Genomic DNA, 26,930 nt, shown 5'->3' with positions numbered 1-26,930 from the left:
AAAAGCGCCAGTCGGCTACCATTTGATGAGGATTACCCAATGTCAGCTGCATTGCCTGTGACCGTGCTTTCGGGATTTCTCGGCGCCGGAAAAAGTACACTTTTGAATTACGTACTACGTAATCGAGACGGATTGCGAGTGGCGGTCATCGTTAATGATATGAGCGAGATCAATATTGATGGCAGCGAAGTTCAGCGCGATGTCAGCCTGAACCGTGCCGAAGAAAAGCTCGTCGAGATGAGTAACGGTTGCATCTGCTGTACGTTACGCGAGGACTTGCTCGAAGAAGTGAGCAAGCTCGCCCGCGAGGGTCGTTTCGATTACTTACTGATCGAGTCCACCGGGATCTCCGAGCCGCTGCCGGTGGCAGAAACCTTCACCTTTCGCGACGAACAGGGGCAGAGCCTCGCTGACGTCGCGCGCCTCGACACCATGGTCACTGTCGTCGACGGCATGAACTTCCTCCTCGATTACCAGGCGGCGGAAAGCCTCGCCTCTCGAGGCGAAACCCTTGGCGAGGAAGACGAGCGCTCCATCACCGATCTGTTGATTGAACAGATCGAGTTCGCCGACGTGCTGCTGATCAGCAAGATCGACCTGATCAGCCAAGGTGATCGCGATGAACTGATGGCCATTCTCGGACGCCTTAATGCTCACGCTGAAATCATCCCGATGGTGATGGGCGAAGTGCCGCTGGAGAAGATCCTCAACACCGGTCGCTTTGACTTCGAAAAAGCCGCGCAGGCACCGGGGTGGCTGCAGGAGTTACGGGGCGAACACGTGCCGGAAACCGAGGAGTACGGCATCGCGTCAACGGTCTACCGTGCGCGTCGGCCCTTTCACCCGCAGCGGTTTTTCAACTTCATCGACCGTCCGTGGCTGAACGGTAAACTGCTGCGCTCCAAAGGTTTCTTCTGGCTGGCCAGCAAACCCACGGATGCCGGAAGCTGGTCGCAGGCCGGCGGTTTGATGCGTCATGGCTTCGCGGGTCGCTGGTGGCGTTTTGTGCCGAAATCCCAGTGGCCGCAGGATCAGGAAAGCACCCAGGCGATCATGCAGAACTGGACGCCGAGCGTCGGTGATTGTCGTCAGGAACTGGTGTTCATTGGCCAGAACATCGACTTCGCCCAGCTCTCGGCGGATCTGGACGACTGCCTGCTGAGCGATGAGGAAATGGCACTCGGTGCGCAGGGCTGGCAATTGCTAGCGGATCCGTTCGGCCCCTGGCACGAAGAGGCCGCCTGATGCTCGCGTTCAAGCAGCTGCAAAACCGCGCGCGTTATCCGCATCACGGGCCGACGCCCAATGCATTGGCGCGGATCCTGGAGGACGACATCAACCTCGCGGTCTGGCAGCGACAACTGCCGCTGCACATTGCCGATTTCGCCGGGCTGCTGCTTTCGCGCAATGAACCCTTGGCGGAGTCGCTGTGCCTGGAATTGCCCGAGGAGGACGCCGAGCCTGACCTTGCCGGGCTGGCCGCAGGATTTCGTGACCTGGAAGGCTACGACAGCTTTATCGCCGACCTGAGATGGCTGGTCAGTGCATTTGCCTGTTTATTGGGTGCGCGGCGAATCGGCCTGCGGCTGCGGGTACTGGACAAGGCCATGTGCCCACGCTTCCACGTTGACCATGTGCCGGTGCGCCTGATTACCACGTACGCCGGCGTCGGCAGTCAGTGGCTCACCGAGGGCGCCATGGACCGTACTCAACTGGGGCAGGCCAACGCCGAGCCGCAGGATTGCGCGCAGATCCAGCAACTGGGCAGCGCTCACGTCGCGCTGCTCAAAGGTGAAAAATGGCACGGCAACGAGGGCTTTGGCTTGATTCATCGTTCGCCGGCATTATCGCCGGGCGAGCGTCGGTTGATGCTGACCCTCGACTGGCTCGGTTAAGCGCTCAAGGTTTGAGCCAGGTGCCCTGGCTCTGGCCTTCGCAATACGGTTGCAGATACGCCGCATCAGTGGCGACGCCGTAATAGTGGATATCCTGGCGGTAAGGCATATTGGCGACTTGCGCGTTGCTGCACACGCCAAAGGCGCCGGCGGGGCATTGATCGACGTACTGCACCTCGACTTTCTGTCCGGCCAGGGTCGGCTGACAGAAACCATCGCTGAATAGCTTGGCCGGGATGTTGCGGTTCTGCTGGCAGACTTTTACATCAAGCCGCTCGCCCTGACTGTGCACGACACAGGCCTGAGCCAACGCTTCGCTCGACAGCAGCATCAATAGCAACGACCATCCCACCCAACGCATCTTCAACCTCCTCAGAAAATGCCAGCCATGTTGCAGAACATTCCAACTCATGTCATCGCCGGTCCCTTGGGGGCGGGCAAGACCAGCCTGATCCGCCAGCTCCTGGCGCAACGCCCGGACGGGGAGCGCTGGGCGGTGCTGATCAATGAGTTCGGCCAGATCGGCCTTGATGCCGCACTGCTGACTCGTGACGCCGATGGTATCGCACTGGGCGAAGTGGCCGGGGGGTGTTTGTGTTGCGTCAATGGTGCGCCGTTCCAGATCGGGCTCGGGCGCTTGCTGCGCAAGGCAAAGCCGGATCGGCTGTTTATCGAGCCGTCGGGGCTGGGTCATCCGGCGCAGTTGCTCAGGCAGTTGAGTGAAGCGCCGTGGCGCGGCGTGCTGGCGGTACAGCCGTGTGTTCTGGTGCTGGACGCTCAGGCGCTGGCGGCGGGAAAACCGTTAGCGGCAGCGCAACAGGAGGCTCTGGCCGGCGCCGGTTTACTGTTGCTGAACAAGGCTGAAAACCTTGATGAGCGCCTGCGCGGGCAGATAACCGCACAACTGCCGCCCGTGCGGTTGCTCTGGACGCAGCAGGCGCAGGTGTCCCTGAGCGAGTTGCCGGGCCTGACCGCACGGGCGACGGCGGGTGCGGATAGTCTGATCGTGCCCAACGGCCCGGCGCCCATGCCAACGGTGTGGAGTGATCCGACGCAACCGATCTGTCTGAGCCAGGCCCTGGAGGGCAGTTGGAGCGTGGGTTGGCGTTGGCACCCGGGGCAAACGTTCGACAGCCAGCGAATCGCCGACTGGTTGGCAAGCCTGGAGTGGAAACGCGCCAAACTGGTTATCCACAGCGTCGCGGGCTGGGTTTCAGCGAATGCGCTGGACCGGGATGAATTGAATTGGCAACCAAGCGAATGGCGGCGGGATTCGCGGATCGAGCTGATTTTCAGTGAGCCACAGGAAGTCGGGGCATTGCAGGCCGGTCTGGCGAGTGCGCGGACAAGCTAAGACTCAAAAGCTCACAAGACGGGACTCAGGGCTTCCACTTGGTGTGTTCCTGGCGCCACTGACTGAGCTCGATCACTTCCGCGCGAGGCTTGTGCACCTCGACCACCGGCGGCGTATCGTCGAACGGCGCCGGGTAGGGCGCCAGTTCGATCTGTGCACTGTGCGCGCCGAACTGGGTGATGGTGCCGTTGTGGCGGGTTTCGCCGGTGACGGTGAATTCGAAGTTATACACCCGCGCCAAGCGTCGGCGACCGCTGGCATCCTTGATCAAGCCAATCTTTTTCAGCGCGACATTACCGTCCAGCAGTTCGATGCCAACGTTGATGCAATGCTGTTTGACCCGCTCCAGCGCCCGCTCGCGCAAGCCGTGGTTGTGCCATAGCCATGCGCCGGCAGCGGCGAACAGCATCAACACGAAGATGTTTTCGAGGGTCAGCATCGACAGGGGACTCCAAAAGATAGCGTCAGCTTAACTGCGTCGCCGGCCTGTCGTACAGGCTGCGTTTCGTCGCATACTGCGCGGCTTGAATTTCAATCGTTTTACGGAATGACCCGAATGAAACGTACGCCTCATCTGCTCGCCATCCAGTCCCATGTGGTGTTCGGCCACGCCGGCAACAGCGCTGCGGTTTTCCCGATGCAGCGGGTCGGGGTGAATGTCTGGCCCCTCAACACCGTGCAGTTTTCCAATCACACTCAATATGGCCAGTGGGCCGGTGAAGTGCTGGCACCGCAACAGATCCCCGAACTGGTTGAAGGGATCGCTGCCATCGGCGAACTGGGCAACTGCGATGCGGTGCTGTCCGGCTATCTCGGCAGTGCGGCGCAAGGGCGGGCGATTCTCAGCGGCGTCGAGCGCATCAAGTCGGTCAATCCCAAGGCGCTGTATCTCTGTGACCCGGTAATGGGCCATCCGGAGAAGGGCTGCAGTGTGCCGACCGAGGTCAGTGACTTCCTGCTGGAAGAGGCGGCCGCTGTGGCGGACATCATGTGCCCGAATCAGCTGGAACTGGACAGCTTCTCCGGGCGCAAGCCGCAGTCGCTGTTCGATTGCCTGGCGATGGCGCGAGCCCTGCTGGCCCGCGGCCCGAAAGCGGTGCTGGTCAAGCATCTGGATTACCCGGGCAAGCCGGCGGATGGCTTCGAGATGTTGCTGGTCACCGCTGACGGCAGCTGGCATTTGCGCCGGCCGTTGCTGGCGTTTCCGCGGCAGCCGGTGGGGGTGGGCGATTTGACGTCCGGTCTGTTCCTGGCGCGGGTGCTGCTCGGGGACAGCCTGGTGGCGGCGTTTGAATTCACCGCAGCGGCGGTGCATGAAGTGCTGCTGGAGACGCAGGCGTGTGCCAGTTATGAGTTGCAACTGGTGCGGGCACAGGACCGGATTGCGCACCCACGGGTGAAATTCGAGGCGACAGCCATCAGTCTGTAGCCCGCGTCATGCGCATTCGCGAGCAAGCCCGCTCCGACATTGGTTTTGTGAACCGCACAGATCCAGTGTGGGAGCGGGCTTGCTCGCGAAAGCTATCTATCAAGCCACATCAATTGGGGCTGGTCAGGCGTCGCCCTTGATCTCCTGATAACGCTTCTCCAGCTCCTGGCGAATCTGCCGACGCTGCTGCGCCTGCATGTAGCGGCGTTTGTCTTCGCTGTTCTGCGGTTGCAGCGGCGGTACTGCCGCCGGTTTGCGCTGGTCATCGACAGCGACCATGGTGAAGAAGCAGCTGTTGGTGTGGCGCACCGAGCGCTCGCGGATATTCTCGGTCACCACTTTGATGCCGACTTCCATTGAGGTGTTGCCGGTGTAGTTGACCGACGCGAGGAAGGTCACCAGCTCGCCGACGTGAATCGGCTCTCGAAAAATCACCTGATCAACCGACAGGGTCACTACGTAGCGGCCGGCATAACGGCTCGCGCAGGCGTAGGCCACTTCGTCGAGGTATTTGAGCAGGGTGCCGCCGTGGACATTGCCAGAGAAGTTGGCCATGTCGGGGGTCATCAATACCGTCATCGACAGCTGGGCGTTTCCGGGTTCCATAACGTTCTCACGGATCAAGGCTGAGTGGCTGAAAGCACCTCTGCGGGTGCCTGGTCGCTTTTCAAAAGCACCGTTATCGGGACGCCGGGCGACAGGCCGCCGTCACGCCGGAATCGTTCTGTTTCCATATATTGCACCGCCTTCCAGGCGGAAGTCGCGGTGTTAACCTGCAAAAGGCCCTGCCCAAGGGCAATTCCCACGTGAAAAGCGGATTTTTCTCACCTCGCCCAGACCGTTCTGACGTCTTTCCGCGAGTCTCGTCATACAAGGAGGCCACGCCATGCATGCCATCAGCTTTATTCAGGATCTGGCAGTGATCATGTTGGTCGCAGGCGTGGTCACGGTACTGTTTCATCGCTTCAAGCAGCCTGTGGTACTCGGCTACATCGTTGCCGGCTTCATCATCGGTCCGCACACCCCGCCGTTCGGCCTGATCCACGACGAAGAAACCATCAAGACCCTTGCCGAACTGGGGGTGATCTTCCTGATGTTCTGCCTGGGGCTGGAGTTCAGCCTGCGCAAGCTGTTCAAGGTCGGCGCCACGGCCTTCATTGCAGCGTTCCTCGAAATTGTCCTGATGATCTGGATCGGCTACGAAATCGGCCGCTGGTTCGACTGGAACACCATGGACTCGCTGTTCCTCGGCGCGATCCTGGCAATCTCCTCGACCACCATCATCGTCAAGGCGCTCAATGACCTGAAGATGAAAAACGAGCGTTTCGCGCAGTTGATCTTCGGGGTGCTGATCGTCGAAGACATCCTCGGCATTGGCATCATCGCGTTGCTGTCGAGCATCGCGGTGAGCGGCACGGTGAGTTCCGGCGAGGTGTTTTCCACGGTCGGCAAGCTGTCGCTGTTCATGATTGTCGCGCTGGTCATTGGCATTCTGCTGGTGCCGCGCCTGCTGGCCTACGTCGCCAGATTCGACAGCAACGAGATGCTGCTGATCACCGTGCTGGGCCTGTGTTTCGGGTTCTGCCTGCTGGTGGTCAAACTTGAATACAGCATGGTGCTCGGCGCCTTCCTGATCGGTGCGATCATGGCCGAGTCGCGGCAACTGCTGAAAATCGAGCGCCTGATCGAACCGGTGCGCGACCTGTTCAGTGCGATCTTCTTTGTGGCGATCGGTCTGATGCTCGACCCGATGATTCTGCTCGAATACGCCTGGCCGATCGCCGTGATCACTGTCGCCGTGGTGCTAGGCAAGATGCTGTCCTGCGGCCTCGGTGCTTTTATCGCCGGCAATGACGGACGCACCTCACTGCGCGTCGGGATGGGCCTGTCACAGATCGGCGAATTTTCCTTCATCATCGCCGCGCTGGGCATGACCCTGCAGGTCACCAGCAACTTCCTTTACCCGGTCGCTGTGGCCGTGTCGGTGATTACCACGCTGCTGACGCCGTATCTGATTCGTGCCGCCGATCCGCTGTCGATCAAGTTGTCCGCCGCTGTGCCCAAGCGCCTGGGGCGTGTTCTGGGTATGTACGGCGAGTGGCTGCGCAGCATTCAGCCGCAGGGCGAGGGCGCGATGCTGGCGTCGATGATCAGGCGAATCCTGTTGCAGGTCGGGGTCAATCTGGCGCTGGTGATTGCGATCTTCTTCGCCGGGGCCTACTTCGCCGAGCGTATATCGACCTCATTGCAAGACTGGGTCAGCGATCCGAGCTGGCAGAAGGCGTTGATCTGGGGCGGGGCGTTGTTGGTGTCGTTGCCGTTTTTGATCGCGGCGTATCGCAAGCTCAAGGCGCTGTCGATGCTGCTGGCAGAGATGGGGGTAAAGCCGGAAATGGCCGGTCGTCACACGCAGCGAGTGCGCCGGGTGATCGCCGAAGTGATCCCGATCCTCTCGCTGCTGGTGATTTTCCTGCTGTTGTCAGCCTTGTCGGCCAGTATCCTGCCGACCAACAAGTTGCTGGTGCTGATCGCCGTGGTGGCGGCCGCCGTGGCGGCGCTGCTCTGGCGCTGGTTCATCCGCGTGCACACGCGGATGCAGGTGGCTTTGCTGGAAACCCTCGACAACCACAAGGAGTCGTCGGGGCACTGACCTACCGGGACGTGTGGCGGATCAGCTTTCCAGCCAGACGTCCCGCGCCCAGTGCCACACCGATTCCCAGGACTCTTCGGTGATCAGCTCTTCTTCGCCGGACCACAGCACCACGGTGCCGTCTTCTTCAACGCAGTAGTAGTCGTAGCCGTCCTGACAGATCGGGATCAGGTCGCGCGGTACGCCAATATCCCAGGCGTTGGCCGCGACTTCCGGCAGGTAGGTGTGCGATTGCGGGTCGGTGACAGTCACCGGCTCGAGGCTGCCATACACCACATCGCTGACGGTCAGCAGAAACTCTTTGAAGACGAACGGAATGTTGATGAACAGTTCTTCCTCGATCTCCACCAGTTGGTCTTCGTCAGGCAATTCCAAAGGAACCGGTACGGGTTCGTTGGCTTCGCGCAGTTGTTCGATGATTTCTTCCACGTCCGGGATCCTCTTGCTTGAATGGCGCGGTTTATATGGGCCGGTTTATACAGTAGCTCGCTATAGATGCAACCGCGAAATAGAAAAACCCCGGACGAGTCCGGGGTTTTCTTGGTCGCAGGTTCAGCGCAGCAAGGCTCAGCCGTTCTGACGAATACCGGCCACCAGCCAAGGCTGGTTGTCGCCCTGCGGACGTTCCATGTTCCAGCTTTCGCTGAACACTTCGCCCTGGTCGAAACGCGAGGTTTTCGACACACCACTGAAGGTCAGGGTGGCGATGGTCTTGTCGGCACGATCATCGACGCCGTCCAGCTGCACCTGCAGGTTGTCGATGTAGGTCGACTGGAAGCCGTCGCCCAGATCCGCGCGCTCACGCTTGAGGAAGTCGAGCATTTGCGGGGTCACGAACTCGGCAATCTTGTCCATTTCGTTGGCGTCCCAGTGCTGCTGCAGCGACTGGAAGTGGCTGCGTGCGGCTTCAAGGAAGCGCTGCTCGTTGAACCAGGCTGGCGCGTTGATTACCGGACGAGCGGCAACCGGAGCCGCCGAACCACCGAAAATCGAACCCATGGCAGCAGGCTTCTGTTCGAACACTTCACGCTGCATCGGCGCGCCGGCCGGAGCCAGATGCTCCTGCTGCTTGCGTCGACGGGCGGCGATAAAGCGGAAGATCACGAACGCGATCACGGCCATGATCAGGATGTCGAAGATCTGCATGCCCTGGAAGCCGCCGCCCATGAACATGGACGCGAGCAGGCCACCGGCAGCGATACCGGCCAGCGGGCCGAGCCATTTCGAAGCGCCACCGGCCTTGGCAGCGGCGCCAGCGGCACCGGCAGCACCAGCGGTCGCTGCTGCGCCGCCCATGCCTGGAGAAGAAGGAGCCATCTGGCTGGTCTGGTGCGTCGGCGCAGCGCCGGCGCTTTTGCCACCACCGAAGCGCTTGGCGTTGGCGTCGAGGCTCATCGTCAGGCCGATGCACAACGCCATGGCGATGCTAAGAAAACGTTTCATAAAGGGAATTCCCGTTTGTGGAGACACGCGCGCCATGTTGCACAGCTGAAGTGTTACTGGCTAGCGAGAGAGTGTTTCGGGCTTTTGCCTGACAGGTTAGGTTCAGCTTGGTCAGGGCAATAAGGCTGTTTACTTTTGGCTGTAGGAAACGACGACGGGTTCAGTGAGAAATCGCCTTAACGACGAAACGCCAACATCACCACACCTGCCGTGATCAGGCCGATGCCGCCCCATTGGCGCAGGTCGAGTTTTTCGCCCAGCAGGATCACGCCGAGCACCGCCACCAGCACCACGCTGAGTTTATCCACTGGCGCGACCAGCGAGGCCGGGCCGACTTTCAGTGCGCGGAAATAGCAGAGCCACGATGCACCGGTCCCCAGACCGGACAGCAGCAGGAACAGATAGCTCTTGGCGGAGATCGAACCCAAGGACTGATATTGGCCCGTCGCGTACAAAATCAAGGCCAGGCTGACCAGTACCACGATGGTGCGCAGCAGGGTGGCGAAGTCGGAATTGACGTTTTCAATGCCGACTTTGGCAAAGATCGCCGTCAGTGCAGCGAAAGTCGCCGAGAGCAGGGCCCAGAATGTCCAGGAGGAAAAGAAGCCTGAGCCCATGAATTGCTCCCAAATTGCATCAAAGCTCACACAAACCCAGTAGGAGTGAGCCTGCTCGCGATTGAAGCACCTCGGTCTAACTGTCAAACCGTGGTGAAGCTATCGCGAGCAGGCTCACTCCTGCAGAAGAGCAATCGAGCAAAGCCTTAGATAGCTTCCAGCTTGGCGTAACCGAGCATCAGCCACTTGCTGCCTTCGCTGAAATTCACCTGAACCCGCGCCTGCGCGCCGGCGCCTTCGAAGTTGAGGATCACGCCGTCGCCGAAGATCGAATGGCGCACGGCCTGGCCCAGACTGAAGCCGGTTTCCGGAATTTCGCTGCCGCTGAACAGGTTGCTGCCGCTCATTGACTGGTTGCCACCGAACGGTCGGCTGACGCTGTTCGACAAACGCACTTCCTGAATCAGGCCCTTCGGTACTTCGCGTACGAAACGCGAAACCTTGTTGTAGGTTTCGCTGCCGTACAGGCGTCGGGTTTCAGCATAGGTCATCACCAGATTCTGCATGGCCCGGGTGATACCGACGTAGGCCAGGCGCCGTTCTTCCTCAAGGCGCCCCGGTTCTTCCAGGCTCATCTTGTGCGGGAACAGGCCTTCTTCCATGCCCACCAGGAACACGTAAGGGAATTCCAGGCCTTTGGCGCTGTGCAGGGTCATCAGCTGAACGCTGTCTTCGTGTTCGTCGGCCTGGGTGTCTCCGGCTTCCAGCGAAGCGTGGCCGAGGAACGCCGCCAGTGGTGTCAGCTCTTCGTCTTCTTCGGTGTTCTCGAAGTTGCGCGCGGCACTGACCAGTTCCTCAAGGTTTTCCACCCGGGCCTGGCCTTTCTCGCCTTTTTCCGCTTCGTGATAGGCGATCAGCCCCGACTGCTCGATGACGGTCTGGGTCATCAGGTGCAGCGGCATCTCCATGCACTTGGCGGCGAGGTTTTCGATCAGCTCGATGAACGCACCCAGCGCCCCGGCGGCGCGACCGGTCAGGCCTTTATTGGCCACCAGTTGGCGCATCGCTTCCCACATCGACACATCGCTGTGGCGTGCGTGGTCGCGGATCGCTTCGACGGTTTTTTCGCCAATGCCACGGGCCGGTACGTTGATCACCCGTTCCAGCGCGGCATCGTTGCCGCGGCCTTCGAGCAAGCGCAGGTAGGCCATGGCGTTCTTGATTTCCGCGCGCTCGAAGAAGCGCTGGCCGCCATAGATGCGGTACGGAATGCGTTCGCGCAGCAAGGCTTCTTCCAGAACGCGCGATTGGGCGTTGGAGCGGTACAGAATCGCGATATCGCTACGGGCCAGGCCGGTTTTCAGCGCGCTTTCGATGGTTTCGACAACGTAACGTGCTTCGTCGTGTTCGTTGAACGCGGCGTACAGATTGATTGCTTCGCCGTCGCCGCCATCGGTCCACAGCTCCTTGCCCAGGCGCCCGGTGTTATTGGCGATCAGGGCGTTGGCCGCTTTCAGGATGCCGGCCGTCGAGCGGTAGTTCTGCTCCAGACGAATGGTTACCGAATCCGGGAAGTCGGATGAGTACTGATGAATGTTCTCGATTTTCGCGCCACGCCAGCCGTAGATCGACTGGTCGTCGTCACCGACCACCATCAGGCTGTCGCCACCCTTGCCGAGCAGACGCAACCAGGCGTATTGCACGGCGTTGGTGTCCTGGAACTCGTCCACCAGAATGTGCCGGAAGCGCTTCTGATAATGCGCCAGCAGGCCCGGGTGGTCGCGCCACAGGTCGAGGGCGCGCAGCAGCAGTTCGGAGAAGTCGATGACGCCGGCACGCTGGCAGGCCGCCTCGTAGGCTTCGTAAATGCCGCGCATGGTGGCCAGGAACAGATCGCCACTGGCTTGAATATGTTGCGGGCGCAGACCTTCGTCTTTTTGCCCGTTGATGAACCACTGGGCCTGCCGGGCCGGCCAGCGTTGCTCGTCCAGACCCAGCTCGCGGATCACTCGCTTGACCAGTCGTTGCTGGTCGTCGCTGTCGAGAATCTGGAAGGTCTGGCTCAATCCCGCTTCCTGCCAGTGCGCCCGCAGCAAGCGATGCGCCAGGCCGTGGAAGGTGCCCACCCACATGCCGGCCGGGTTGATACCCAGCAACTGCTCGATGCGGTGACGCATCTCGGCAGCGGCCTTGTTGGTGAACGTCACCGACAGGATGGAGTGGGGCGAGGCGTTTTCGACCTGGATCAACCAGGCGATACGGTGCACCAGCACTCGGGTTTTACCGGAGCCAGCACCGGCCAGGACCAACTGACGGCCAACGGGGGCGGCTACGGCCTGGCGTTGGGCATCGTTGAGGGAGTTCAGCAGAAGGGAGAGATCATCGCGCATCGGGGCATTCTAGGGTGCGCCGCAGGCCCGGGCAAACCGAGCTTTGCATTAGCCGATGAAAGTGCTGCCGATGACGACCGGTCGGTCATCGGCTGAAGGCGTGAGTCCGTGTGGCTCTGCGGGTTTCGGCGTCGTTGCGGGGAGCAAATGTTTCGCTGAAATTATGACCTGGGGCAGTTTGGCAACGGGATCGGCTTGTGTATGCTCCGTGCACGTTTCGGGCGCACGCCCCCCTTATAAGAACAAGAACGTTGCCCATGACCCTCAGCTCCGAACTGTCGGGCCCCTCTGTGGAACCCCGGGTTATCCGCAAGCACTATGCCGTCGAAATGGCGGTGGAGCGCACGCGCCTGCTGTACCAGGGCTCTCTGTTGCCCACCCTGTTCATGTTGATCAATGGTCTGGTCTGCGCCGCTTTGCTCTGGAGCCCGCAGCGCTACTTCGTGGTCAGTGTCTGGCTGGTGTGGTTGCTGTCGCTGGTGGCGTTGCGCGTGATTCAAGTGGCGGCGTTCGATTCGGCGATACCCAATCGCCAGGCCCAGCCGATCTGGTTCCGCATGTTCCTGCTCGGCTCGACCATGACCGGCCTGACCCTGGCTGGCGCTGGCATTGCCCTGGTGCCGGCCGACAACTTCATGCAGCAGGCCTGGGTGTTCGGCCTGATCGGTGCCGCGACATTGTCGGCCAGTGTCGCCTATGCGGTGAGCCTGCCGGCGTTTCTGTCATTTACCTTGCCGTGCCTGCTGCCGGCGATCGGCTATCTGTTCTGGGGCGGCGACGAGCAGGCGCGCGGCTGGGGCTGGCTGGGCCTGATTCTGCTCGGCTCGCTGAGCGTGGTGGCGTGGCAGGTCAATCGCCTGATTGATCGTGGTTTGCTGCGGCGCTTTCAGAATCAGCACCTGATCGAACATCTTCAGCAGACGCAGTCGCGCAGCGAACAACTCAATCAGGAGCTGGCGCGGGAAATCGAGCAGCGGCGTTGCGCCGAAGGCCAGTTGCGCGAAGCGCAGGTCGACCTGGAAGACCGTGTCGCTCAGCGCAGCCGCGAGCTGGACGCCGCCAATCAGGCCCTGAGCAAAAGCGAAGCGCGCCTGGCGCTGGCGCTGAAGGCCAGCGAGCTGGGGTTGTGGGACTGGAACCTGCAGACCGACGAGGTTCATCACACGCAGATTCAGGAGCTGTTCGGCCTCGCCCCGGAATACGTCACGGCCATCCTGCGCGACCTCAAGCCACGCCTGCACCCGGAGGATGTGCCGTCGCTCAAGCACGCCTTGGTCGAGCATTTGAAGGGCCGCACCGAGGACTATCAGATCGAATACCGCGTGCGCCACGGCGATGGTCACTGGGTGTGGATCGAAGACCGTGGCCGCGCCGTTGAACGTAGCGAGAGCGGGCAAGTGATCCGCATGGTCGGCACCCGCCGCGACATCAGTGCCAGCAAAAGCCTCGAAGAGCAGCAGCGCCTGGCGGCGACGGTGTTCGAAGCGGCCAGCGAAGGCATTGTGATCCTCGACCCGAACTACGCGCTGATCGCGATCAATCAGGCCTTCAGCCGGGTGACCGGTTACGACATCGACGACATGCTCGGGCGCAATGTCGTCGAGTTGCCGTGCAGCCGCGATGCCCGTCGGCATTACGTCGCGATCCGCCATGCGCTGGAGCAGCATGGCAGTTGGCAAGGTGAACTGGTGGAAACCCGCAAGAACGGCGAGTTGTATCCACAGTGGCTGCAACTCAATGCAGTGCGCGACAGTCGGGGCAACGTCAGTCATATCGTCGGCTTCTTCGCCGATCTTTCGGCGCGGCGCGAATCCGAAGAGCGCATGCGTTACCTGACGCACTACGATGAACTCACCGGACTGGCCAATCGCTCGCTGTTTCGCGAGCGCCTGCACGAAGCCCACCAACGGGTCCGGCAGGGCGGACGGCGCAGTCTGGCGTTGCTGCACATCAATCTGGATCGTTTCAAATTGCTCAACGACAGCCTCGGCCATGAGATCGCTGACCAGTTGCTGCAAAAAATGTCCCGGCGGCTGGTCAATGCCTTGCCGGAAGCGGACACGATTGCGCGGTTGTCCGGTGACGAATTCGCGGTGCTGTTCGACGCCTACGGCAACCTGTCGAGCCTGGCGCGGGTCGCCACGCGGTTGTCGAGCAAGCTGCGTCTGCCGCTGACGGTCGAAGGGCATGAACTGGTGGTCAGCGCCTCGATGGGCATCAGTATGCTGCCGGACAATGCCCGTGAAATTTCCGCGCTGGTCAGTCAGTCGAACATGGCCATGCAGCATGCCAAGCATCTGGGCGGCAACAATTTCCAGTTCTACACCGATAGCCTGCAGGCCAGCACCCTTGAGCGTCTGCAACTGGAGAACCAGTTGCGCAAAGCTATCGAAGACAAGCAACTGAAGGTGTTCTATCAGCCGAAGTTGTGCCTGGCGACAGGTCGGCTGAATGCGGCGGAGGCTCTGGTGCGCTGGGAACATCCGATTCTGGGGCAGGTACCGCCAGGCGATTTCATCGGGCTGGCCGAAGAAACCGGGTTGATCGGCCCCATCGGCGAGTTCGTCCTGCGTCAGGCGTGTTGGCAAGCGTGCGAATGGCAGCGCGAGGGCCTGGAAGCGATCCGCGTGTCGGTGAACCTGTCGGTGCATCAACTGCGTCAGGGCAAACTGGTCAGTCTGGTGCGGCAGGTGTTGGAGGAGACCGGTCTGGCGCCGCATTTTCTCGAGCTGGAATTGACCGAAAGCCAGTTGCTCGACAGCGTTGAACACATCATTGCGACGTTCCAGCAACTGCGGGATCTGGGGGTGAAACTGGCCATCGACGACTTCGGCACCGGGTATTCGTCGTTGAGTTATCTGAAACGGATTCCGGTGGATTACGTGAAGATCGATCAGGCGTTCATTCGCGGCCTGGGCGAGGGCAGTGAGGATGCGGCGATCACCCGCGCGATCATTGCCATGGCCCACGGACTGTCGTTGAAGGTGGTGGCCGAAGGAGTCGAACGGCCGGAGCAACTGACGTTTTTGCGGGCCGAGGGCTGCGACGAGGTGCAGGGCTATCTGATCAGTCGTCCGGTAGAAGCTGCCGCGCTGGCCGGGCTTTTGCGTGAGCAGGCAAAACCGTTTTAAGTGCTACATGCGCGTCATCACGCCCAATACGGGGACATTGAGTTACGCATTGAGCAGGCAAAAAGCCAATTCATGTAGTATAACTACAAGCGTGCTACATCCTTGCCCATAAGAAGAGTCCAGCCCCTTGAATCTGCTGCAACACATCGCCCAGTCACGTCACCTGTTACGCAAGTCGGAGCTCAAGGTCGCCGACCACGTGCTGCTTGACCCTGCGGCCGTGATGCACAGTTCCATGGCCGATCTGGCCCACAGCGTCGGCATCAGTGAACCGACCATCGTGCGCTTCTGTCGCGCCATCGGTTGTTCAGGTTTTCAGGATCTGAAACTGAAACTGGCGCAGAGCCTGGCTGCCGGTGCCAGTTTTGGTCAGTTCGCGATCCATGAGGACGACTCGGTCGCCGACTACAGCCTGAAGATCTTCGACACCACGCTGCACACCTTGATGGAGGTTCGCGAGAAGCTTGATCCGGTGGAGTTGCAGCGCGCGGTGACGCTGATGTCTCAGGCGCAGCGTGTCGAGTTCTATGGCTTTGGTGCGTCGGGCGCGGTGGCGGCGGATGCGCAGCACAAGTTCTTCCGTTTGCTGCTGACGGCGGCGGCGTACTCCGACCCGCACATGCAGGCGATGTCGGCGGTGACGTTGAAGCCGACCGACGTGGCGATCTGCATTTCCCAGTCCGGGCGCTCCAAGGATCTGCTGATCACCGCCAACCTCGTTCGCGAGAGTGGCGCTTCGCTGATCACCCTGTGCCCAAGCCAGACGCCGTTGGCCGAACTGTCGACCGTCAACCTGGCGATTGATGTGCACGAAGACACCGAGATCTACACGCCGCTGACCTCGCGCATTGCGCATCTGGTGGTGATCGACGTGTTGGCGATGGGCGTGGCGATGGCGCGCGGGCCGAGCCTGGTCAATCACCTGAAGAGCGTCAAGCGCAGTCTGCGCAGCTTGCGCTTGTCGCCGAAAGCCGTAAAAGCGCTGGATGACTGAAGTCATCTAAGGTCGTTCCGAACTTAATCGCGAGCAGGCTTGCTCCCACAGGGGATCTTCTGTTGTGGACACAAATTTTGTGTCACACCGAGATCAAATGTGGAAGCGAGCCTGCTCGCGAAGGCGTCCTCAGAAACACCACAACCCTGCGCAAGTTTCATCGCACTGTCATCCCCGCGCAGCCAAACCGTCATCCCTCACGCCTATCGTGAAACTCCCGTACTCGCCTTGGGAGACTCGAAATGGCTCAGCCCTACGAAGAACGCAACAGCGCCGCGAAAACCCGTCGTCAACAGGAAGACCAGCGCCGCATGGAATTCCGTCGCGCCATCGAAGATCGCTTCGAACTTCGTCAGCTTCAAAGCGAAATCAGCGATTTTCCCGAGGACATTGAAATCAACTACTGGCAGGCCGTACCGGCAACTTCCCGTCGAAGCGCTCAACCAGCGCGCTGATCTGCACCCGTTCGCTGCGGATAAACGCCAGGAAGGCGTGCGCCACCGGTGACAGCCGTTTGGCCTTGGCTTGCACCAGGCACCAGCTACGGAACAGCGGCAACTCCTCGACCGGCAACTCCACCAGGCCGCCGGTCGCCAACTCCAGGTTCAGGGCGTGGCGCGTCAAAAGCGCCAAGCCCAGACCCGCCACCACGCATTCGCGCTGGGCTTCGGCCGAGGCCACTTCCTGAGTCTGGGTGAAGTGCACGCGTTTCTCCTTGAAGTATTCCTCGCAGGCCATTCGCGTGCCTGAACCCGGTTCGCGGATCAGCAGTGTGTAGGGCTCAAGGTCCTGCAAACGCAGCGGCCCCATATGCGCCAGCGGATGATCCGGGCGCGCCACGGCGACAATCGGGTTGTTCAGAAAGGGCAGAAACTCCAGGCCCATGTCCTGCGGCACCATCGACATGATCACCAGATCGTCGCGGTTGTCCGAGAGGCGGCGGATCACCTGGCCACGGTTGACCACGGTCAGTTGCAGGTTCACTTCCGGGTGCTGGCGCTTGAAGGCGGCGAACAGGTGCGGCACGAAGTATTTGGCGCTGGATTCCACCGCCAGCTTCAGTTGGCCTTGCAGCGAGCCCTGCATGTCCGACAGCTGCATGTCGAGGTTTTCCAGGCGACCGAAGATGTCCCGGCTGGCCCGCTGCAGGGCTTCGGCAGCCTCGGTCATGTAGAGTTTTTTGCCGACATAATCGAATAATGGCTGGCCGATCAACTCTTCCAACTGACGAATCTGTAGGCTGACGGCCGGTTGTGTGAGCGACATTTCTTCAGCCGCACGGCTGTAGGAACGCAAATCACACACTTCGTTGAAGATCTGCAACTGACGTAATGTCATACGCATCAAGGACTTACGCATTTCTTATAGGCTCTGACGGCAGGCTGATGATTTAACTATAAGTCTTTGCTTATGCCTGACCCAATTTTTATTCATTTTTGTTAATCCCTTGTGAGCGCTAGTGTGGGGCTGCGACTAAATTGAAACATTTGGTCACGCGTCGACCTGGGTCTAGCAGGTCGTGGTGCCACCGGCTCAAGGGAACCTCCAAGTGATAACAAAGATCCTGATCGCCAACCGTGGTGAGATTGCCGTACGAATCGTGCGAGCCTGCGCCGAAATGGGCATTCGCTCGGTTGCGATTTTTTCCGACGCCGACCGCCATGCCTTGCATGTGAAGCGTGCGGACGAAGCCCACAGCATCGGTGCCGAGCCACTGGCCGGTTACCTGAACCCGCGCAAGCTGGTGAACCTGGCGGTGGAAACCGGTTGCGATGCATTGCACCCCGGTTACGGCTTCCTCTCGGAAAATGCCGAGTTGGCAGACATCTGCGCCGAACGCGGGATTAAATTCATCGGCCCGTCGGCAGAAGTCATTCGCCGCATGGGCGACAAGACCGAAGCCCGGCGCAGCATGATCAAGGCCGGGGTACCGGTCACCCCGGGCACTGAAGGCAACGTGGCCGACATCAATGAAGCCTTGGCCGAGGGCGACCGCATCGGTTACCCGGTCATGCTCAAGGCCACCTCCGGTGGTGGCGGGCGCGGCATCCGTCGCTGCAACAGCCGCGAAGAACTCGAACAGAATTTCCCTCGGGTGATTTCCGAAGCGACCAAGGCCTTCGGTTCGGCGGAAGTGTTCCTGGAAAAATGCATCGTTAATCCGAAACACATCGAAGCGCAGATCCTCGGCGACAGCTTCGGCAACGTCGTGCACCTGTTCGAGCGTGACTGCTCGATCCAGCGCCGCAACCAGAAGCTGATCGAGATCGCCCCGAGCCCGCAACTGACCCCGGAACAGCGCGCCTACATCGGCGACCTGTCGGTGCGCGCAGCCAAGGCTGTGGGCTACGAGAACGCCGGCACCGTGGAGTTCCTGCTCGCCGAGGGCGAGGTGTACTTCATGGAGATGAACACCCGGGTGCAGGTGGAACACACCATCACCGAAGAAATCACCGGGATCGACATCGTTCGTGAGCAGATCCGCATCGCCTCCGGCCTGCCGCTGTCAGTGAAGCAGGAGGACATCCAGCACCGTGGCTTCGCGCTGCAGTTCCGGATCAACGCCGAAGACCCGAAGAACAACTTCCTGCCGAGCTTCGGCAAGATCACTCGCTACTACGCTCCCGGCGGCCCCGGCGTGCGCACCGACACGGCGATCTACACCGGCTACACCATTCCGCCGTTCTACGACTCGATGTGCCTGAAACTGGTGGTCTGGGCGCTGACTTGGGAAGAGGCGATGGACCGTGGCCTGCGCGCCCTCGACGACATGCGTCTGCAAGGGGTGAAGACCACTGCCGCGTATTACCAGGAAATCCTGCGCAATCCGGAATTCCGTAGCGGCCAGTTCAATACCAGCTTCGTTGAAAGCCATCCTGAACTGACCAACTACTCGATCAAGCGCAAACCCGAAGAGCTGGCCCTGGCCATCGCCGCCGCCATCGCCGCCCACGCAGGCCTATAAATGCAGCTGCGAGCTGCAGCGACAAGCTTCAAGTGAGAGCGACTCGGCTTTTTCTTGCAGCTCGTAGCTTGAAGCTTGCCGCTATGAGGAGATACCAATGACTAAGAAGATCTTCGTTACCGACACCATCCTGCGCGACGCTCACCAATCGCTGCTCGCCACCCGCATGCGCACCGAAGACATGCTGCCGATCTGCGACAAGCTCGACAAAGTCGGCTACTGGTCGCTGGAATGCTGGGGCGGTGCGACGTTCGACGCCTGCGTACGTTTTCTGAAAGAAGACCCGTGGGAACGCCTGCGCCAACTGCGCTCCGCGCTGCCCAATACCCGTCTGCAAATGCTTCTGCGCGGGCAGAACCTGCTGGGCTACCGCCACTACAGCGACGATGTGGTCAAAGCCTTCGTCGCCAAGGCCGCGGTCAATGGCATCGACGTGTTCCGCATCTTCGATGCGATGAACGACGTGCGTAACCTGCGCGTGGCGATCGAGGCGGTGAAGGCTGCCGGCAAACATGCGCAAGGCACGATCGCCTACACCACCAGCCCGGTGCACACCATCGACGCGTTCGTGGCGCAAGCCAAGCAGATGGAAGCCATGGGTTGCGACTCGGTGGCAATCAAGGACATGGCCGGCCTGCTGACGCCGTACGCCACCGGCGAACTGGTCCGCGCGTTGAAAGCCGAGCAGTCGCTGCCGGTGTTCATCCACTCCCACGACACGGCCGGCCTCGCCGCAATGTGCCAGCTCAAGGCCATCGAAAACGGCGCCGACCACATCGACACCGCGATCTCCAGCTTTGCCTCGGGCACCAGCCACCCAGGCACCGAGTCTATGGTTGCTGCGCTCAAGGGCACCGAGTACGACACCGGTCTGAACCTCGAATTGCTGCAAGAGATCGGCCTGTACTTCTACGCCGTGCGCAAGAAGTACCACCAGTTCGAAAGTGAATTCACCGCCGTCGACACTCGCGTGCAAGTCAACCAGGTGCCGGGCGGCATGATCTCCAACCTCGCCAACCAGTTGAAAGAGCAGGGTGCTCTCAACCGCATGGCCGAAGTGCTGGCGGAAATCCCGCGGGTGCGTGAAGACCTCGGCTTCCCGCCGCTGGTGACCCCGACCTCGCAGATCGTCGGCACCCAGGCGTTCTTCAACGTGTTGGCCGGCGAGCGTTACAAGACCATCACCAACGAAGTGAAGCTTTACCTGCAAGGCGGCTACGGCAAGGCGCCGGGCGTGGTCAACGAACAGCTGCGTCGTCAGGCCATCGGCAGTGAAGAGGTGATCGACGTACGTCCGGCCGATCTGCTCAAACCGGAAATGACCAAGCTGCGGGCCGACATCGGCGCGCTGGCGAAGTCCGAAGAAGACGTGCTGACTTTCGCCATGTTCCCGGACATCGGGCGCAAGTTCCTCGAAGAGCGTGCCGCCGGCACCCTCGTTCCGGAAGTGCTGTTGCCGATTCCTGAGGCCGGTGGTGTGGCGAAGGCTGGCGGCGAAGGCGTGCCGACCGAGTTCGTCATCGACGTCCACGGCGAGACTTACCGCGTCGACATCACCGGTGTCGGGGTGAAGGCCGAAGGCAAGCGTCACTTCTACCTGTCCATCGACGGTATGCCGGAAGAAGTGGTGTTCGAACCGCTCAACGAATTCGTCAGTGGTGGCAGCAGCAAACGCAAGCAGGCGTCGGCCCCGGGCCACGTCAGCACCACCATGCCAGGCAACATCGTTGATGTGCTGGTCAAGGAGGGCGACACCGTCAAGGCCGGCCAGGCCGTACTGATCACCGAAGCGATGAAGATGGAGACCGAGGTGCAGGCCGCCGTTGCCGGCAAGGTGACCGCCATCCATGTTGCCAAGGGCGACCGCGTCAACCCGGGCGAAATCCTGATCGAGATCGAAGGCTGAGATAACGGCCACGATCAAACGCTTTAAACCTCGGGGGGGCATGGTGCTCCCCTTTTTTTTGCCTGAACACAACGCTCACCTGTAGGGCGGCCGCAGACTGCAAACCTTTGACTTTGATTTTTTAAACCAGATTAAAAGATCGCAGTCTGTGGCAGCACTACCGATCGAGTTTTAGAACGCCATGCGCCATTGACCGACGACGCCGTGAGTGCGGCTGTCGGTACCCATTTCACCGGTGACGCCTACGCCCAGCGTGTGGTTGGCGGAAAGCCCGAGGTCGAGGCCGGCATCCACGGACAGGCTGTTACGATCCAGCGCCGCACCGGCAATATCAAAGCGTTTGCCGCCCTTGATCAGTTGTTGGCGGGTATCGTTTTCGATCTCGCCAAAGGTGTGTTTCCAGCCGGTGCTCAGGCGCGGTGTCAGACGCATGCCGTTGTCGAGGAAGCTGGTTTTGGCAACGCGAACCCCGAAGGTGCTACTGAGGTTGGCGCGCGTCTGGCCGAAGACTCTCAGCGCCGCATCGCCACCCTTTTCGCTATAGCTGTCGCGTTGGTAGCGTTGAAAACCGAGGCCGGCGAACGGCTCGAGCGTCACGTTGTTGCGGCCAAGATTGAAACCCAGTTCGGCAAAGGCTTGCTGGGTATTGACGTCGTAGGCGCCTTTGAGGCGATCACTGAAATCATTGAACGCCACGCGTCGTTTGCTGCTGCCGGCATGGCTTGCGTAGGTGGCGCCCAGGCGCAGTGCCATCGGTCCGTCCTGACGCACGGCATAAGCACCGAGGTGCCAGCTGTCGAGGTCGCCGTCGTATTGGCGGGCGTCGAGTTTTGTCTGGGATTTCCCGCCGATCAGTCCGACGTGCCATTGCTCATCGAGACGCCAGTCAGCACCGATGACCAGGCCTTGGGTCGCGTGCTTCAGGGTGCTGTCAGCGTCATGATCAACCTTGCCGCCATGGCCGAGCGCCTGAACCCAGACTCTGCCGGTATCAGCCGCGCCAGCGGCCTGGCGCGGCGAACTGGCGGAGCCATGGGTTGTGCCCGAGCGGGTGTTCAGTTGGTGCATGGCCGAGAGCATGCTTTTGCTCACGGGAGTGAGGCTGCTGAGTGTCGCCTTGGCGAGGTTGGCGTTGCTGCTGCCGGCGAGCTGTTCAATGGCGATCGGGGCAGACGCGCGGGTGCTACTCACGAGCGCTTGCACGGCGGTGTTGAGGGTTGCCGTCATCGGCGTATCAACGCTGCGCGCCAACGCCTGGCCACTGGCGGACTCCGCCAGCCGTTCGAGTGCCAGATCGTTGCGTTTGTACGTTAACGCTACGGCAGTGTCAGTGTACGAAAGCGTTGGCGTCAGGAAGGCCAGGTTAGTGCTGACCCGGCCGAATTCGCCGTCGATTTTTCCTGCAAACAGAATTGGGTGAGTGGCACTGTTGGCGTAGTCGCCGGGGGCGGCAAAAACCTGAACGCTGGCATTTGCCAGCGTTGCTGTGCCTTCTACCAGTACGGGGGTCGAAAACTGGTCAGCCGTCACTCCGTAGGAGTAAGTCGCGGTTTCGGTGAATTCCAGGTTGCCTTTGACGATTGGCGAACCAATTTCGGTATTGGCGACCAGTGCGCCTTGGACATATAAGTTGGAGACTTTGCCGTTCCCGCCGTACACGGCGGATTCGTCGACATAGGCATCGCCTTCAATCGAGCCGTTGTTCATCAGGCTGGCACCGGCCTGGACCTCGGCCGATCCCTGGAACTCATCGTGCAATTGCCATTTCCCTCGCGCGACACGTAGACCGGCAAAATTTGCGGTTGCCCCGATCTCTCCGCCTTCGGAAGCGTTCAGCAGTAATCCGTTCTTGCCTGCGCCGCCGTCGAGCCGGCCCTCCCATCGGGCGCCGTTGTTGATAACAAGCAAGTCGTCCGCCTCACCGAGTTGCAACGAAACGCCGTCAACGTTTTCAAGTGCTTGCGAGATAAACGAGATCTGAGTGGTGTAGGCATTCTGAAATTCGTCGAACGAATCTTCATCCAGCTCTGCTATCTCTGTTTCTCCAGTCTCAGGCTCGGGGAATTCGAGAAACTGATAGAAGGCGTCATCGAACTCGACAACCGCTTTGGCCGCTTCGACCACTGGCAATCGCGTTATCGCGTCTTCACGCGGCTCATTGATGGCTGGACGGGTATGCTCCATCGGGCCGATAAAATCCGGAATCTCAAAGAGATCGACGAAGGGCTCCGGTTGCTCGATGGCTGCATCAGGCAGGGCGGGGGCAACCTTTTTGGGGAGCCTTTTACGTGTTTTGGTTCCTTCTGCAGCGGTGACAACAGGTTCTTCTGCCTGTTGAGCGACGGAGCTCTCCACGCAGCAAACGGTCAGTGCAATCGCTAACGCCAGATGTTTCGGTTTGAATGTGTGTTGAACGGGCATCAAGTACGGCCTCTTTTGACAGGAGGCCAAACTCTAGGGAGATACCGCAAACTTCGATGTCGGCTGCTTCCCACGGAATTGCAGGGGACATCGGATCATTCTGTAGAAATTCACCGCGTGAGTCGGAACCGTTGTTTTTACGCGGTTCTGCCGATCCCTTTTCCTACAAATAAACGGGACGACGCCTGCTAGCAAATATCAAAAACTCATTTGCCACTGCCCGATCAAACCGTGGTTGCGACTGTTGTTGCCCAACTCGCCGCTGTACCCCAGCCCCAGCGTATGCCGTGCAGAGACGCCCACGTCGAGGCCGGCTTCGAGCAGCAGGCTGTCGCGATCCAGTGCGCTGCCATCGACATTAAACGCAGTGCCGCCGGTCACGAACGCCTGACGCGTCGAACTGCTGACATCGCCGTACGTGTGCTTCCAGCCGAGTGCCATGCGTGGGGTCACGCTCATGCCGTTGTCCAGGCTGCTCAGGTGCGCCAGACGCAGACCGAGGCTGCTGCTGAAGTTGTCCTGGCTCTGGCTGTCGACCTGCAGCGCGGCGGCGCCGCCCTTTTCCTTGTAGCTGTCGCGGTGGTAGCGCTGGTAGCCGAGGCTGGCATACGGTTCGGCGCTGAGGCGACCGCTGCCCATGGCGTAACCGAGTTCGGCGAAGGCTTGCTGGCTGTCGGCGTCGTAGTCGCCTTTGGGCCGGTCGCTGAAACCGTTGAAGGCGATGGTGCGTTTGCTTTCGCCCTGATGGCCGCTGTAGGCCGCCCCCAGACGCAGCGACATCGGGCCATTTTGATGCAAGGCATACACACCGGCGTGCCAGCTCTCGACGTTGCCGTCGACGCTGGTCGCGTCCAGATCGGTTTTCGAATAACCGCCCAGTACACCCAGGCGCCACGCCGGATTCAGTGACCAGTCGGCGCCGAGCACGCTGCCCTTGGTGCGTTGTTCGAGACCACTGCTGCCCTGTTCGCCGTCAAGCTTGCCGTAGCCACCGATGCCTTGCAGCCAGAGTCGGCCGCGAGCGTTCGGGTCATTCAGGTTGCGCGCCTCGGACGGCACGCCGTTGGCCGCCAGCACCGGCGTGTCGCGTTGATCGAGGCTGACCAGCAGTCCCGGGCTGCCGCCCATCTGCTGCAGTGCCGAGAGCATGCTGTTGCCGACCTGACTGCTGGCGCCAAGTGTGGCGCTGGTCAGGTTGGCGTTGCTGGCGCCGGCCAGTTGCTCGACGGCCGCGCTGGCGGTGCTTTGCGTGGTGTTGAGCAAGGCGTTGTACAGCGCCGTTTGCGTGCCCAGCGAGGCCAGGCTGTTGGCGGCGTTGCGGCCGTTGCCGGTGGCGGCGAATTCGCTGAATGCCACGTCGTTGCGGGTGTACGTCAGATCGACCTGCGTCGGCGTGTAGGCGAGGGTCGGCGTCAGGAACGCATAGTCGCTGGTGACCTGGCCGAAACGGCCGTTGACCTGCGCCGCTTGCAGCACGGTGTAATGATTCTGCCACGGCCAGGTGCCGCTGCCGGGATTGACCGCCAGTGTTGCACCGTTCAGGTTGGCCGTGCCGCCGACCTGCACCGGCGCACTGCTGCCGTCGGCGTTGACGCCGTAGGCGAGGGTGGCGCCGCTGCCCAGGTTCAAGTCATGCACGATGGTTGCGCGGCCGAGCCGGGTGTCAGTACGCAGGGTGCCGTTGACGGTGAGGCTGCCGACCGAGCCGCCACCGGCATACACACCGCCGGTATCGACGGTCAGATTGCCGGCAATGCCGCCCTGGTTGATCAGCGTCGCGCCATTGCGCACTGCACCGCCGTCGCTGAAGTCATCATGGCCGGTCAGGGTCCACGCGCCTTGCCTGACCTCCAGCCACTCGAAGTTGCGACTGCTGCCGAAGTTGCCACCCGTCGGGTCATCCATCACCACCCGGTCATAACCGCTGCCACCGTCGACCACGCCGATGAAGCGGCTGCCGCTGCGCAAGGTCAGGTTGTCATTGCCGCCGCCCAGATCCAGCGCCAGGCCATTGCTGCCGCTGAAGGTGCCACCGTTAATGACGTTGTCGGCGAATTCGCCGACAAACTTCACACCGAAACCGTCGAGGCCCTGGATGCTGCCGAAGTTTTCCAGTGTGGTTGCCGCCAGCCCGGAACCGCCGCTGCCGTCGTCCACCAGAATCGCGCTGTTGGCGCCACTGATCAGCGCGCCGCTGGCATTGAGGATGTAACCGCCGCCCAGTGCGATGCCTTCACTGCCATTGGCGAAACCGCCCTTGTCCACGCCGCCGGCGCCGACGCCTTGGAGGGTGCCGTAGTTTTCGATGTGGGCGATCTTGTCGATGTCCACACCGTCGCCGTCACCATTGGCTTGCAGCCCGGAATAGGCCCCGGTGATGGTGCCGTGGTTGATCACCGTGCCATCGCCGTCGGAGCCGAAGCCCGAGCCATTGCGCCCGGTGATCTGCCCGTAGTTGATCAGCGTCGCGCCAAGGTCGGTGGTGATGCCGTGACGGCCACCGGAAATCACCCCGTAGTTGGTGATGCTGACACCGGTGGCGGAATCAATGTCGATGCCGTCGAACTTCTCGTCGGCGTTGTGCGAATCCCCGGTGGAGATCTCGCCATAGTTGCTGATGGTCGCATGGGCGCCGGTTTTCATGCCGTCGCTGGCATCGCCGCGGATCAATCCGCCCGCGCGGTTGATAATGGTGGTTGTTACCCCTTCGCTGCGCAGGGCATCAAGGTCCAGGCCCTGGCCGGTGGTGGAGCGAATGATGCCGCTGTTGTCGATCAGCAGGCTGCCGCTGACGAAGTTGCTGTCGACACGCAAGGCGTCGTTGGCGCCGAGAATCTGCCCGCCGCTGCGGTTGTATATCTGATAGTTACGCGCCCGGGTCAGGTCGCCGCTGCTGTCGATTGCGCGGCCACCCGTGGAGATGATTTTGCCCGCATTGTCGATCACCACGCCGACCCCGCTGGTGCTGTCTTTCAGGCTCACGGCCTTGCCGCTGTTGGTGATGCTGCCCGGCGCCGAAATCGTCAGCGTGTCACTGCCGCCGAGAGTCTGCGATGCCGTGGTGGTGGTGTCGATCTGCACGGTTTTGCCGTGAGCAGTGGTGGCCGAGATCAGCAGGGCGATGGTGAGGGACAGACGCTGAGGCGGGAACAGCATGGTCGGACGGCCTTTTTGTTATAAGCGGGCCGTTCTGTATAGCGAAGGGTTTTTACAGAATGATGTCGGTGACTGATCTGCATTATTTTGCATTCGGATCGTGCTAATAAGGATTTAATCTGCAATTTGTTGCAGATTCAGGGAGGGCTGTCAGGCTTTAAATGCTGAACCCAATGACCCATTGGCAGCGCTATGTGATGCGCCAGCGCTTTTCGAACGATTGCGCGAAGATGCCCAACGTCTGGCGGCGCTGCCCGACATACTGACGGCCAGTGGTTTGCCCGACAGAACCATGAACCACCCAGGCATTCATCTGAAAAATCTGGAGCAACGCTTGAAAGAGTGGGATCTGCAATGACCATGACGGTTGCCGAGCGCACTGTGCTCATCGAAAGCATTCAAGAGGCGCTGGCCCAGGGGACGCTGGAGATCGGTGAGGCCGTTCGCCGTTTGCGCGTGGAAGTGACCGGTCTGCATCAGACCCAGTTTGCGAAGATGTGCAAAATATCGGTGCGTACGCTGGTTCATATCGAACACGGTGAGGGCAATCAGACACTTAAATCGTTGAACGCAGTGTTTCGTCCGTTTGGACTGAAAATGGGCGTTGTGCGGGTGCGCCGAGAGATCAATTAAAACCCG

The 26,930-nt window shown here is 60.8% G+C and carries 21 protein-coding genes and 1 pseudogene; 12 read left to right on the top strand and 10 right to left on the bottom strand.

The features are described from left to right. The first annotated feature begins 39 nt into the window (after positions 1-39). A complete protein-coding gene (gene zigA, locus HV782_RS00755) occupies positions 40-1,245 on the top strand; it encodes a zinc metallochaperone GTPase ZigA (protein WP_186743832.1) in 1,206 nt (401 codons plus the stop codon). Beyond that, on the top strand, positions 1,245-1,895 hold the full coding sequence (locus HV782_RS00750) for a DUF1826 domain-containing protein (protein WP_123470016.1): 651 nt from the start codon (positions 1,245-1,247) through the stop codon (positions 1,893-1,895). Before zigA ends, HV782_RS00750 begins: the two co-directional genes overlap by 1 nt. 4 nt (positions 1,896-1,899) lie before the next feature. Here HV782_RS00750 and HV782_RS00745 read toward each other — a convergent pair whose 3' ends face one another. Next, positions 1,900-2,256, bottom strand: a complete 357-nt coding sequence (locus tag HV782_RS00745) for an NADH:ubiquinone oxidoreductase (protein WP_186743833.1) — start codon at positions 2,254-2,256, stop codon at positions 1,900-1,902. Between the two features lie 27 nt (positions 2,257-2,283). Here HV782_RS00745 and HV782_RS00740 point away from each other — a divergent pair, with 27 nt between their 5' ends. After that, positions 2,284-3,249: a CobW family GTP-binding protein gene (locus HV782_RS00740; RefSeq protein ID WP_186743835.1), complete on the top strand. Its 966-nt coding sequence runs from the start codon at positions 2,284-2,286 to the stop codon at positions 3,247-3,249. A 25-nt stretch (positions 3,250-3,274) separates the two neighbouring features. On the opposite strand, the gene HV782_RS00735 is transcribed toward HV782_RS00740, so the two are convergent. Continuing rightward, complete coding sequence (locus tag HV782_RS00735; protein WP_123470010.1) at positions 3,275-3,688, bottom strand: DUF3301 domain-containing protein; 414 nt, start codon at positions 3,686-3,688, stop codon at positions 3,275-3,277. 117 nt (positions 3,689-3,805) lie between these two features. Here HV782_RS00735 and pdxY point away from each other — a divergent pair, with 117 nt between their 5' ends. Further along, positions 3,806-4,678 carry a pyridoxal kinase PdxY gene (pdxY, locus tag HV782_RS00730; protein WP_128615994.1) on the top strand — a complete coding sequence of 291 codons (873 nt, stop codon included), beginning with the start codon at positions 3,806-3,808 and terminating at the stop codon, positions 4,676-4,678. A gap of 123 nt (positions 4,679-4,801) precedes the next feature. Here pdxY and HV782_RS00725 read toward each other — a convergent pair whose 3' ends face one another. Beyond that, positions 4,802-5,284, bottom strand: coding sequence for an acyl-CoA thioesterase (locus tag HV782_RS00725; RefSeq protein WP_003229693.1), 483 nt, complete (start codon positions 5,282-5,284; stop codon positions 4,802-4,804). A gap of 280 nt (positions 5,285-5,564) precedes the next feature. Here HV782_RS00725 and HV782_RS00720 point away from each other — a divergent pair, with 280 nt between their 5' ends. Then, positions 5,565-7,328: a cation:proton antiporter gene (locus HV782_RS00720; protein ID WP_123470007.1), complete on the top strand. Its 1,764-nt coding sequence runs from the start codon at positions 5,565-5,567 to the stop codon at positions 7,326-7,328. Positions 7,329-7,349: 21 nt separating this feature from the next. Here HV782_RS00720 and HV782_RS00715 read toward each other — a convergent pair whose 3' ends face one another. The 4 genes from HV782_RS00715 to uvrD form a co-directional block, all read right to left on the bottom strand. After that, positions 7,350-7,757 carry an SMI1/KNR4 family protein gene (locus HV782_RS00715; protein ID WP_186743837.1) on the bottom strand — a complete coding sequence of 136 codons (408 nt, stop codon included), beginning with the start codon at positions 7,755-7,757 and terminating at the stop codon, positions 7,350-7,352. Positions 7,758-7,895: 138 nt separating this feature from the next. Then, positions 7,896-8,771: a Tim44 domain-containing protein gene (locus HV782_RS00710; RefSeq protein ID WP_186743839.1), complete on the bottom strand. Its 876-nt coding sequence runs from the start codon at positions 8,769-8,771 to the stop codon at positions 7,896-7,898. A gap of 176 nt (positions 8,772-8,947) precedes the next feature. Beyond that, the gene (locus HV782_RS00705) at positions 8,948-9,388 is read right to left on the bottom strand and encodes an EamA family transporter (RefSeq protein WP_016984014.1); all 441 of its coding nucleotides are present in this window, start codon (positions 9,386-9,388) and stop codon (positions 8,948-8,950) included. A 146-nt stretch (positions 9,389-9,534) separates the two neighbouring features. Beyond that, positions 9,535-11,718 (bottom strand): DNA helicase II, encoded by a 2,184-nt coding sequence (gene uvrD / locus HV782_RS00700; RefSeq protein WP_123470002.1) that lies wholly within the window; start codon positions 11,716-11,718, stop codon positions 9,535-9,537. Between the two features lie 257 nt (positions 11,719-11,975). Between uvrD and HV782_RS00695 the strand changes: the two genes are divergently transcribed. The 3 genes from HV782_RS00695 to HV782_RS00685 all read left to right on the top strand — a co-directional run bounded on the left by HV782_RS00695 (position 11,976) and on the right by HV782_RS00685 (position 16,298). After that, a complete protein-coding gene (locus tag HV782_RS00695; protein WP_186743841.1) occupies positions 11,976-14,849 on the top strand; it encodes a putative bifunctional diguanylate cyclase/phosphodiesterase in 2,874 nt (957 codons plus the stop codon). Between the two features lie 127 nt (positions 14,850-14,976). Next, complete coding sequence (hexR, locus tag HV782_RS00690) at positions 14,977-15,843, top strand: transcriptional regulator HexR (protein ID WP_007962240.1); 867 nt, start codon at positions 14,977-14,979, stop codon at positions 15,841-15,843. A 242-nt stretch (positions 15,844-16,085) separates the two neighbouring features. Next, positions 16,086-16,298, top strand: coding sequence for a PA3496 family putative envelope integrity protein (locus HV782_RS00685; RefSeq protein WP_123469998.1), 213 nt, complete (start codon positions 16,086-16,088; stop codon positions 16,296-16,298). Here the strand turns inward: HV782_RS00685 and HV782_RS00680 are convergent. Then, positions 16,240-17,202 (bottom strand): LysR family transcriptional regulator, encoded by a 963-nt coding sequence (locus tag HV782_RS00680; protein ID WP_128614991.1) that lies wholly within the window; start codon positions 17,200-17,202, stop codon positions 16,240-16,242. The genes HV782_RS00685 and HV782_RS00680 overlap by 59 nt on opposite strands. A 190-nt stretch (positions 17,203-17,392) precedes the next feature. On the opposite strand from HV782_RS00680, the gene HV782_RS00675 reads away from it, so the two are divergent. Both HV782_RS00675 and oadA read left to right on the top strand, forming a co-directional pair. Further along, a complete protein-coding gene (locus tag HV782_RS00675; RefSeq protein ID WP_123469995.1) occupies positions 17,393-18,808 on the top strand; it encodes an acetyl-CoA carboxylase biotin carboxylase subunit in 1,416 nt (471 codons plus the stop codon). A 97-nt stretch (positions 18,809-18,905) separates the two neighbouring features. Continuing rightward, positions 18,906-20,714 (top strand): sodium-extruding oxaloacetate decarboxylase subunit alpha, encoded by a 1,809-nt coding sequence (gene oadA / locus HV782_RS00670; RefSeq protein ID WP_123469993.1) that lies wholly within the window; start codon positions 18,906-18,908, stop codon positions 20,712-20,714. Between the two features lie 171 nt (positions 20,715-20,885). On the opposite strand, the gene HV782_RS00665 is transcribed toward oadA, so the two are convergent. Both HV782_RS00665 and HV782_RS00660 read right to left on the bottom strand, forming a co-directional pair. Then, entirely contained in the window at positions 20,886-22,898 is a 2,013-nt protein-coding gene (locus HV782_RS00665; protein WP_186743851.1) for an autotransporter outer membrane beta-barrel domain-containing protein, read from the bottom strand. A 435-nt stretch (positions 22,899-23,333) separates the two neighbouring features. Next, positions 23,334-26,291, bottom strand: a complete 2,958-nt coding sequence (locus tag HV782_RS00660) for an autotransporter outer membrane beta-barrel domain-containing protein (protein WP_186743862.1) — start codon at positions 26,289-26,291, stop codon at positions 23,334-23,336. Between the two features lie 166 nt (positions 26,292-26,457). On the opposite strand from HV782_RS00660, the pseudogene HV782_RS00655 reads away from it, so the two are divergent. Both HV782_RS00655 and HV782_RS00650 read left to right on the top strand, forming a co-directional pair. Then, positions 26,458-26,649 (top strand): annotated as a pseudogene (locus HV782_RS00655) (type II toxin-antitoxin system HipA family toxin); the annotation flags it as partial. Further along, entirely contained in the window at positions 26,646-26,924 is a 279-nt protein-coding gene (locus HV782_RS00650) for a helix-turn-helix domain-containing protein (RefSeq protein ID WP_128613606.1), read from the top strand. The pseudogene HV782_RS00655 and the gene HV782_RS00650, both read left to right, overlap by 4 nt. Positions 26,925-26,930: the final 6 nt, after the last annotated feature.

The organism is Pseudomonas monsensis, from assembly GCF_014268495.2.
GTDB classification, from domain to species: domain Bacteria; phylum Pseudomonadota; class Gammaproteobacteria; order Pseudomonadales; family Pseudomonadaceae; genus Aquipseudomonas; species Aquipseudomonas monsensis.
Note: the sequence above shows the minus strand (reverse complement) of the source record. Positions and strands in the feature narration are given on the sequence as shown.

Bases quoted from the DNA above. Each gene is read 5' to 3' on its own strand.
- zigA (WP_186743832.1), top strand. From the start codon at position 40: ATGTCAGCTGCATTGCCTGTGACCGTGCTTTCGGGATTTCTCGGCGCC.
- HV782_RS00750 (WP_123470016.1), top strand. From the start codon at position 1,245: ATGCTCGCGTTCAAGCAGCTGCAAAACCGCGCGCGTTATCCGCATCAC.
- HV782_RS00745 (WP_186743833.1), bottom strand. From the start codon at position 2,256: ATGCGTTGGGTGGGATGGTCGTTGCTATTGATGCTGCTGTCGAGCGAA.
- HV782_RS00740 (WP_186743835.1), top strand. From the start codon at position 2,284: ATGTTGCAGAACATTCCAACTCATGTCATCGCCGGTCCCTTGGGGGCG.
- HV782_RS00735 (WP_123470010.1), bottom strand. From the start codon at position 3,688: ATGCTGACCCTCGAAAACATCTTCGTGTTGATGCTGTTCGCCGCTGCC.
- pdxY (WP_128615994.1), top strand. From the start codon at position 3,806: ATGAAACGTACGCCTCATCTGCTCGCCATCCAGTCCCATGTGGTGTTC.
- HV782_RS00725 (WP_003229693.1), bottom strand. From the start codon at position 5,284: ATGGAACCCGGAAACGCCCAGCTGTCGATGACGGTATTGATGACCCCC.
- HV782_RS00720 (WP_123470007.1), top strand. From the start codon at position 5,565: ATGCATGCCATCAGCTTTATTCAGGATCTGGCAGTGATCATGTTGGTC.
- HV782_RS00710 (WP_186743839.1), bottom strand. From the start codon at position 8,771: ATGAAACGTTTTCTTAGCATCGCCATGGCGTTGTGCATCGGCCTGACG.
- HV782_RS00705 (WP_016984014.1), bottom strand. From the start codon at position 9,388: ATGGGCTCAGGCTTCTTTTCCTCCTGGACATTCTGGGCCCTGCTCTCG.
- uvrD (WP_123470002.1), bottom strand. From the start codon at position 11,718: ATGCGCGATGATCTCTCCCTTCTGCTGAACTCCCTCAACGATGCCCAA.
- HV782_RS00695 (WP_186743841.1), top strand. From the start codon at position 11,976: ATGACCCTCAGCTCCGAACTGTCGGGCCCCTCTGTGGAACCCCGGGTT.
- HV782_RS00685 (WP_123469998.1), top strand. From the start codon at position 16,086: ATGGCTCAGCCCTACGAAGAACGCAACAGCGCCGCGAAAACCCGTCGT.
- HV782_RS00680 (WP_128614991.1), bottom strand. From the start codon at position 17,202: ATGCGTAAGTCCTTGATGCGTATGACATTACGTCAGTTGCAGATCTTC.
- oadA (WP_123469993.1), top strand. From the start codon at position 18,906: ATGACTAAGAAGATCTTCGTTACCGACACCATCCTGCGCGACGCTCAC.
- HV782_RS00665 (WP_186743851.1), bottom strand. From the start codon at position 22,898: ATGGAGCATACCCGTCCAGCCATCAATGAGCCGCGTGAAGACGCGATA.
- HV782_RS00660 (WP_186743862.1), bottom strand. From the start codon at position 26,291: ATGCTGTTCCCGCCTCAGCGTCTGTCCCTCACCATCGCCCTGCTGATC.
- HV782_RS00650 (WP_128613606.1), top strand. From the start codon at position 26,646: ATGACCATGACGGTTGCCGAGCGCACTGTGCTCATCGAAAGCATTCAA.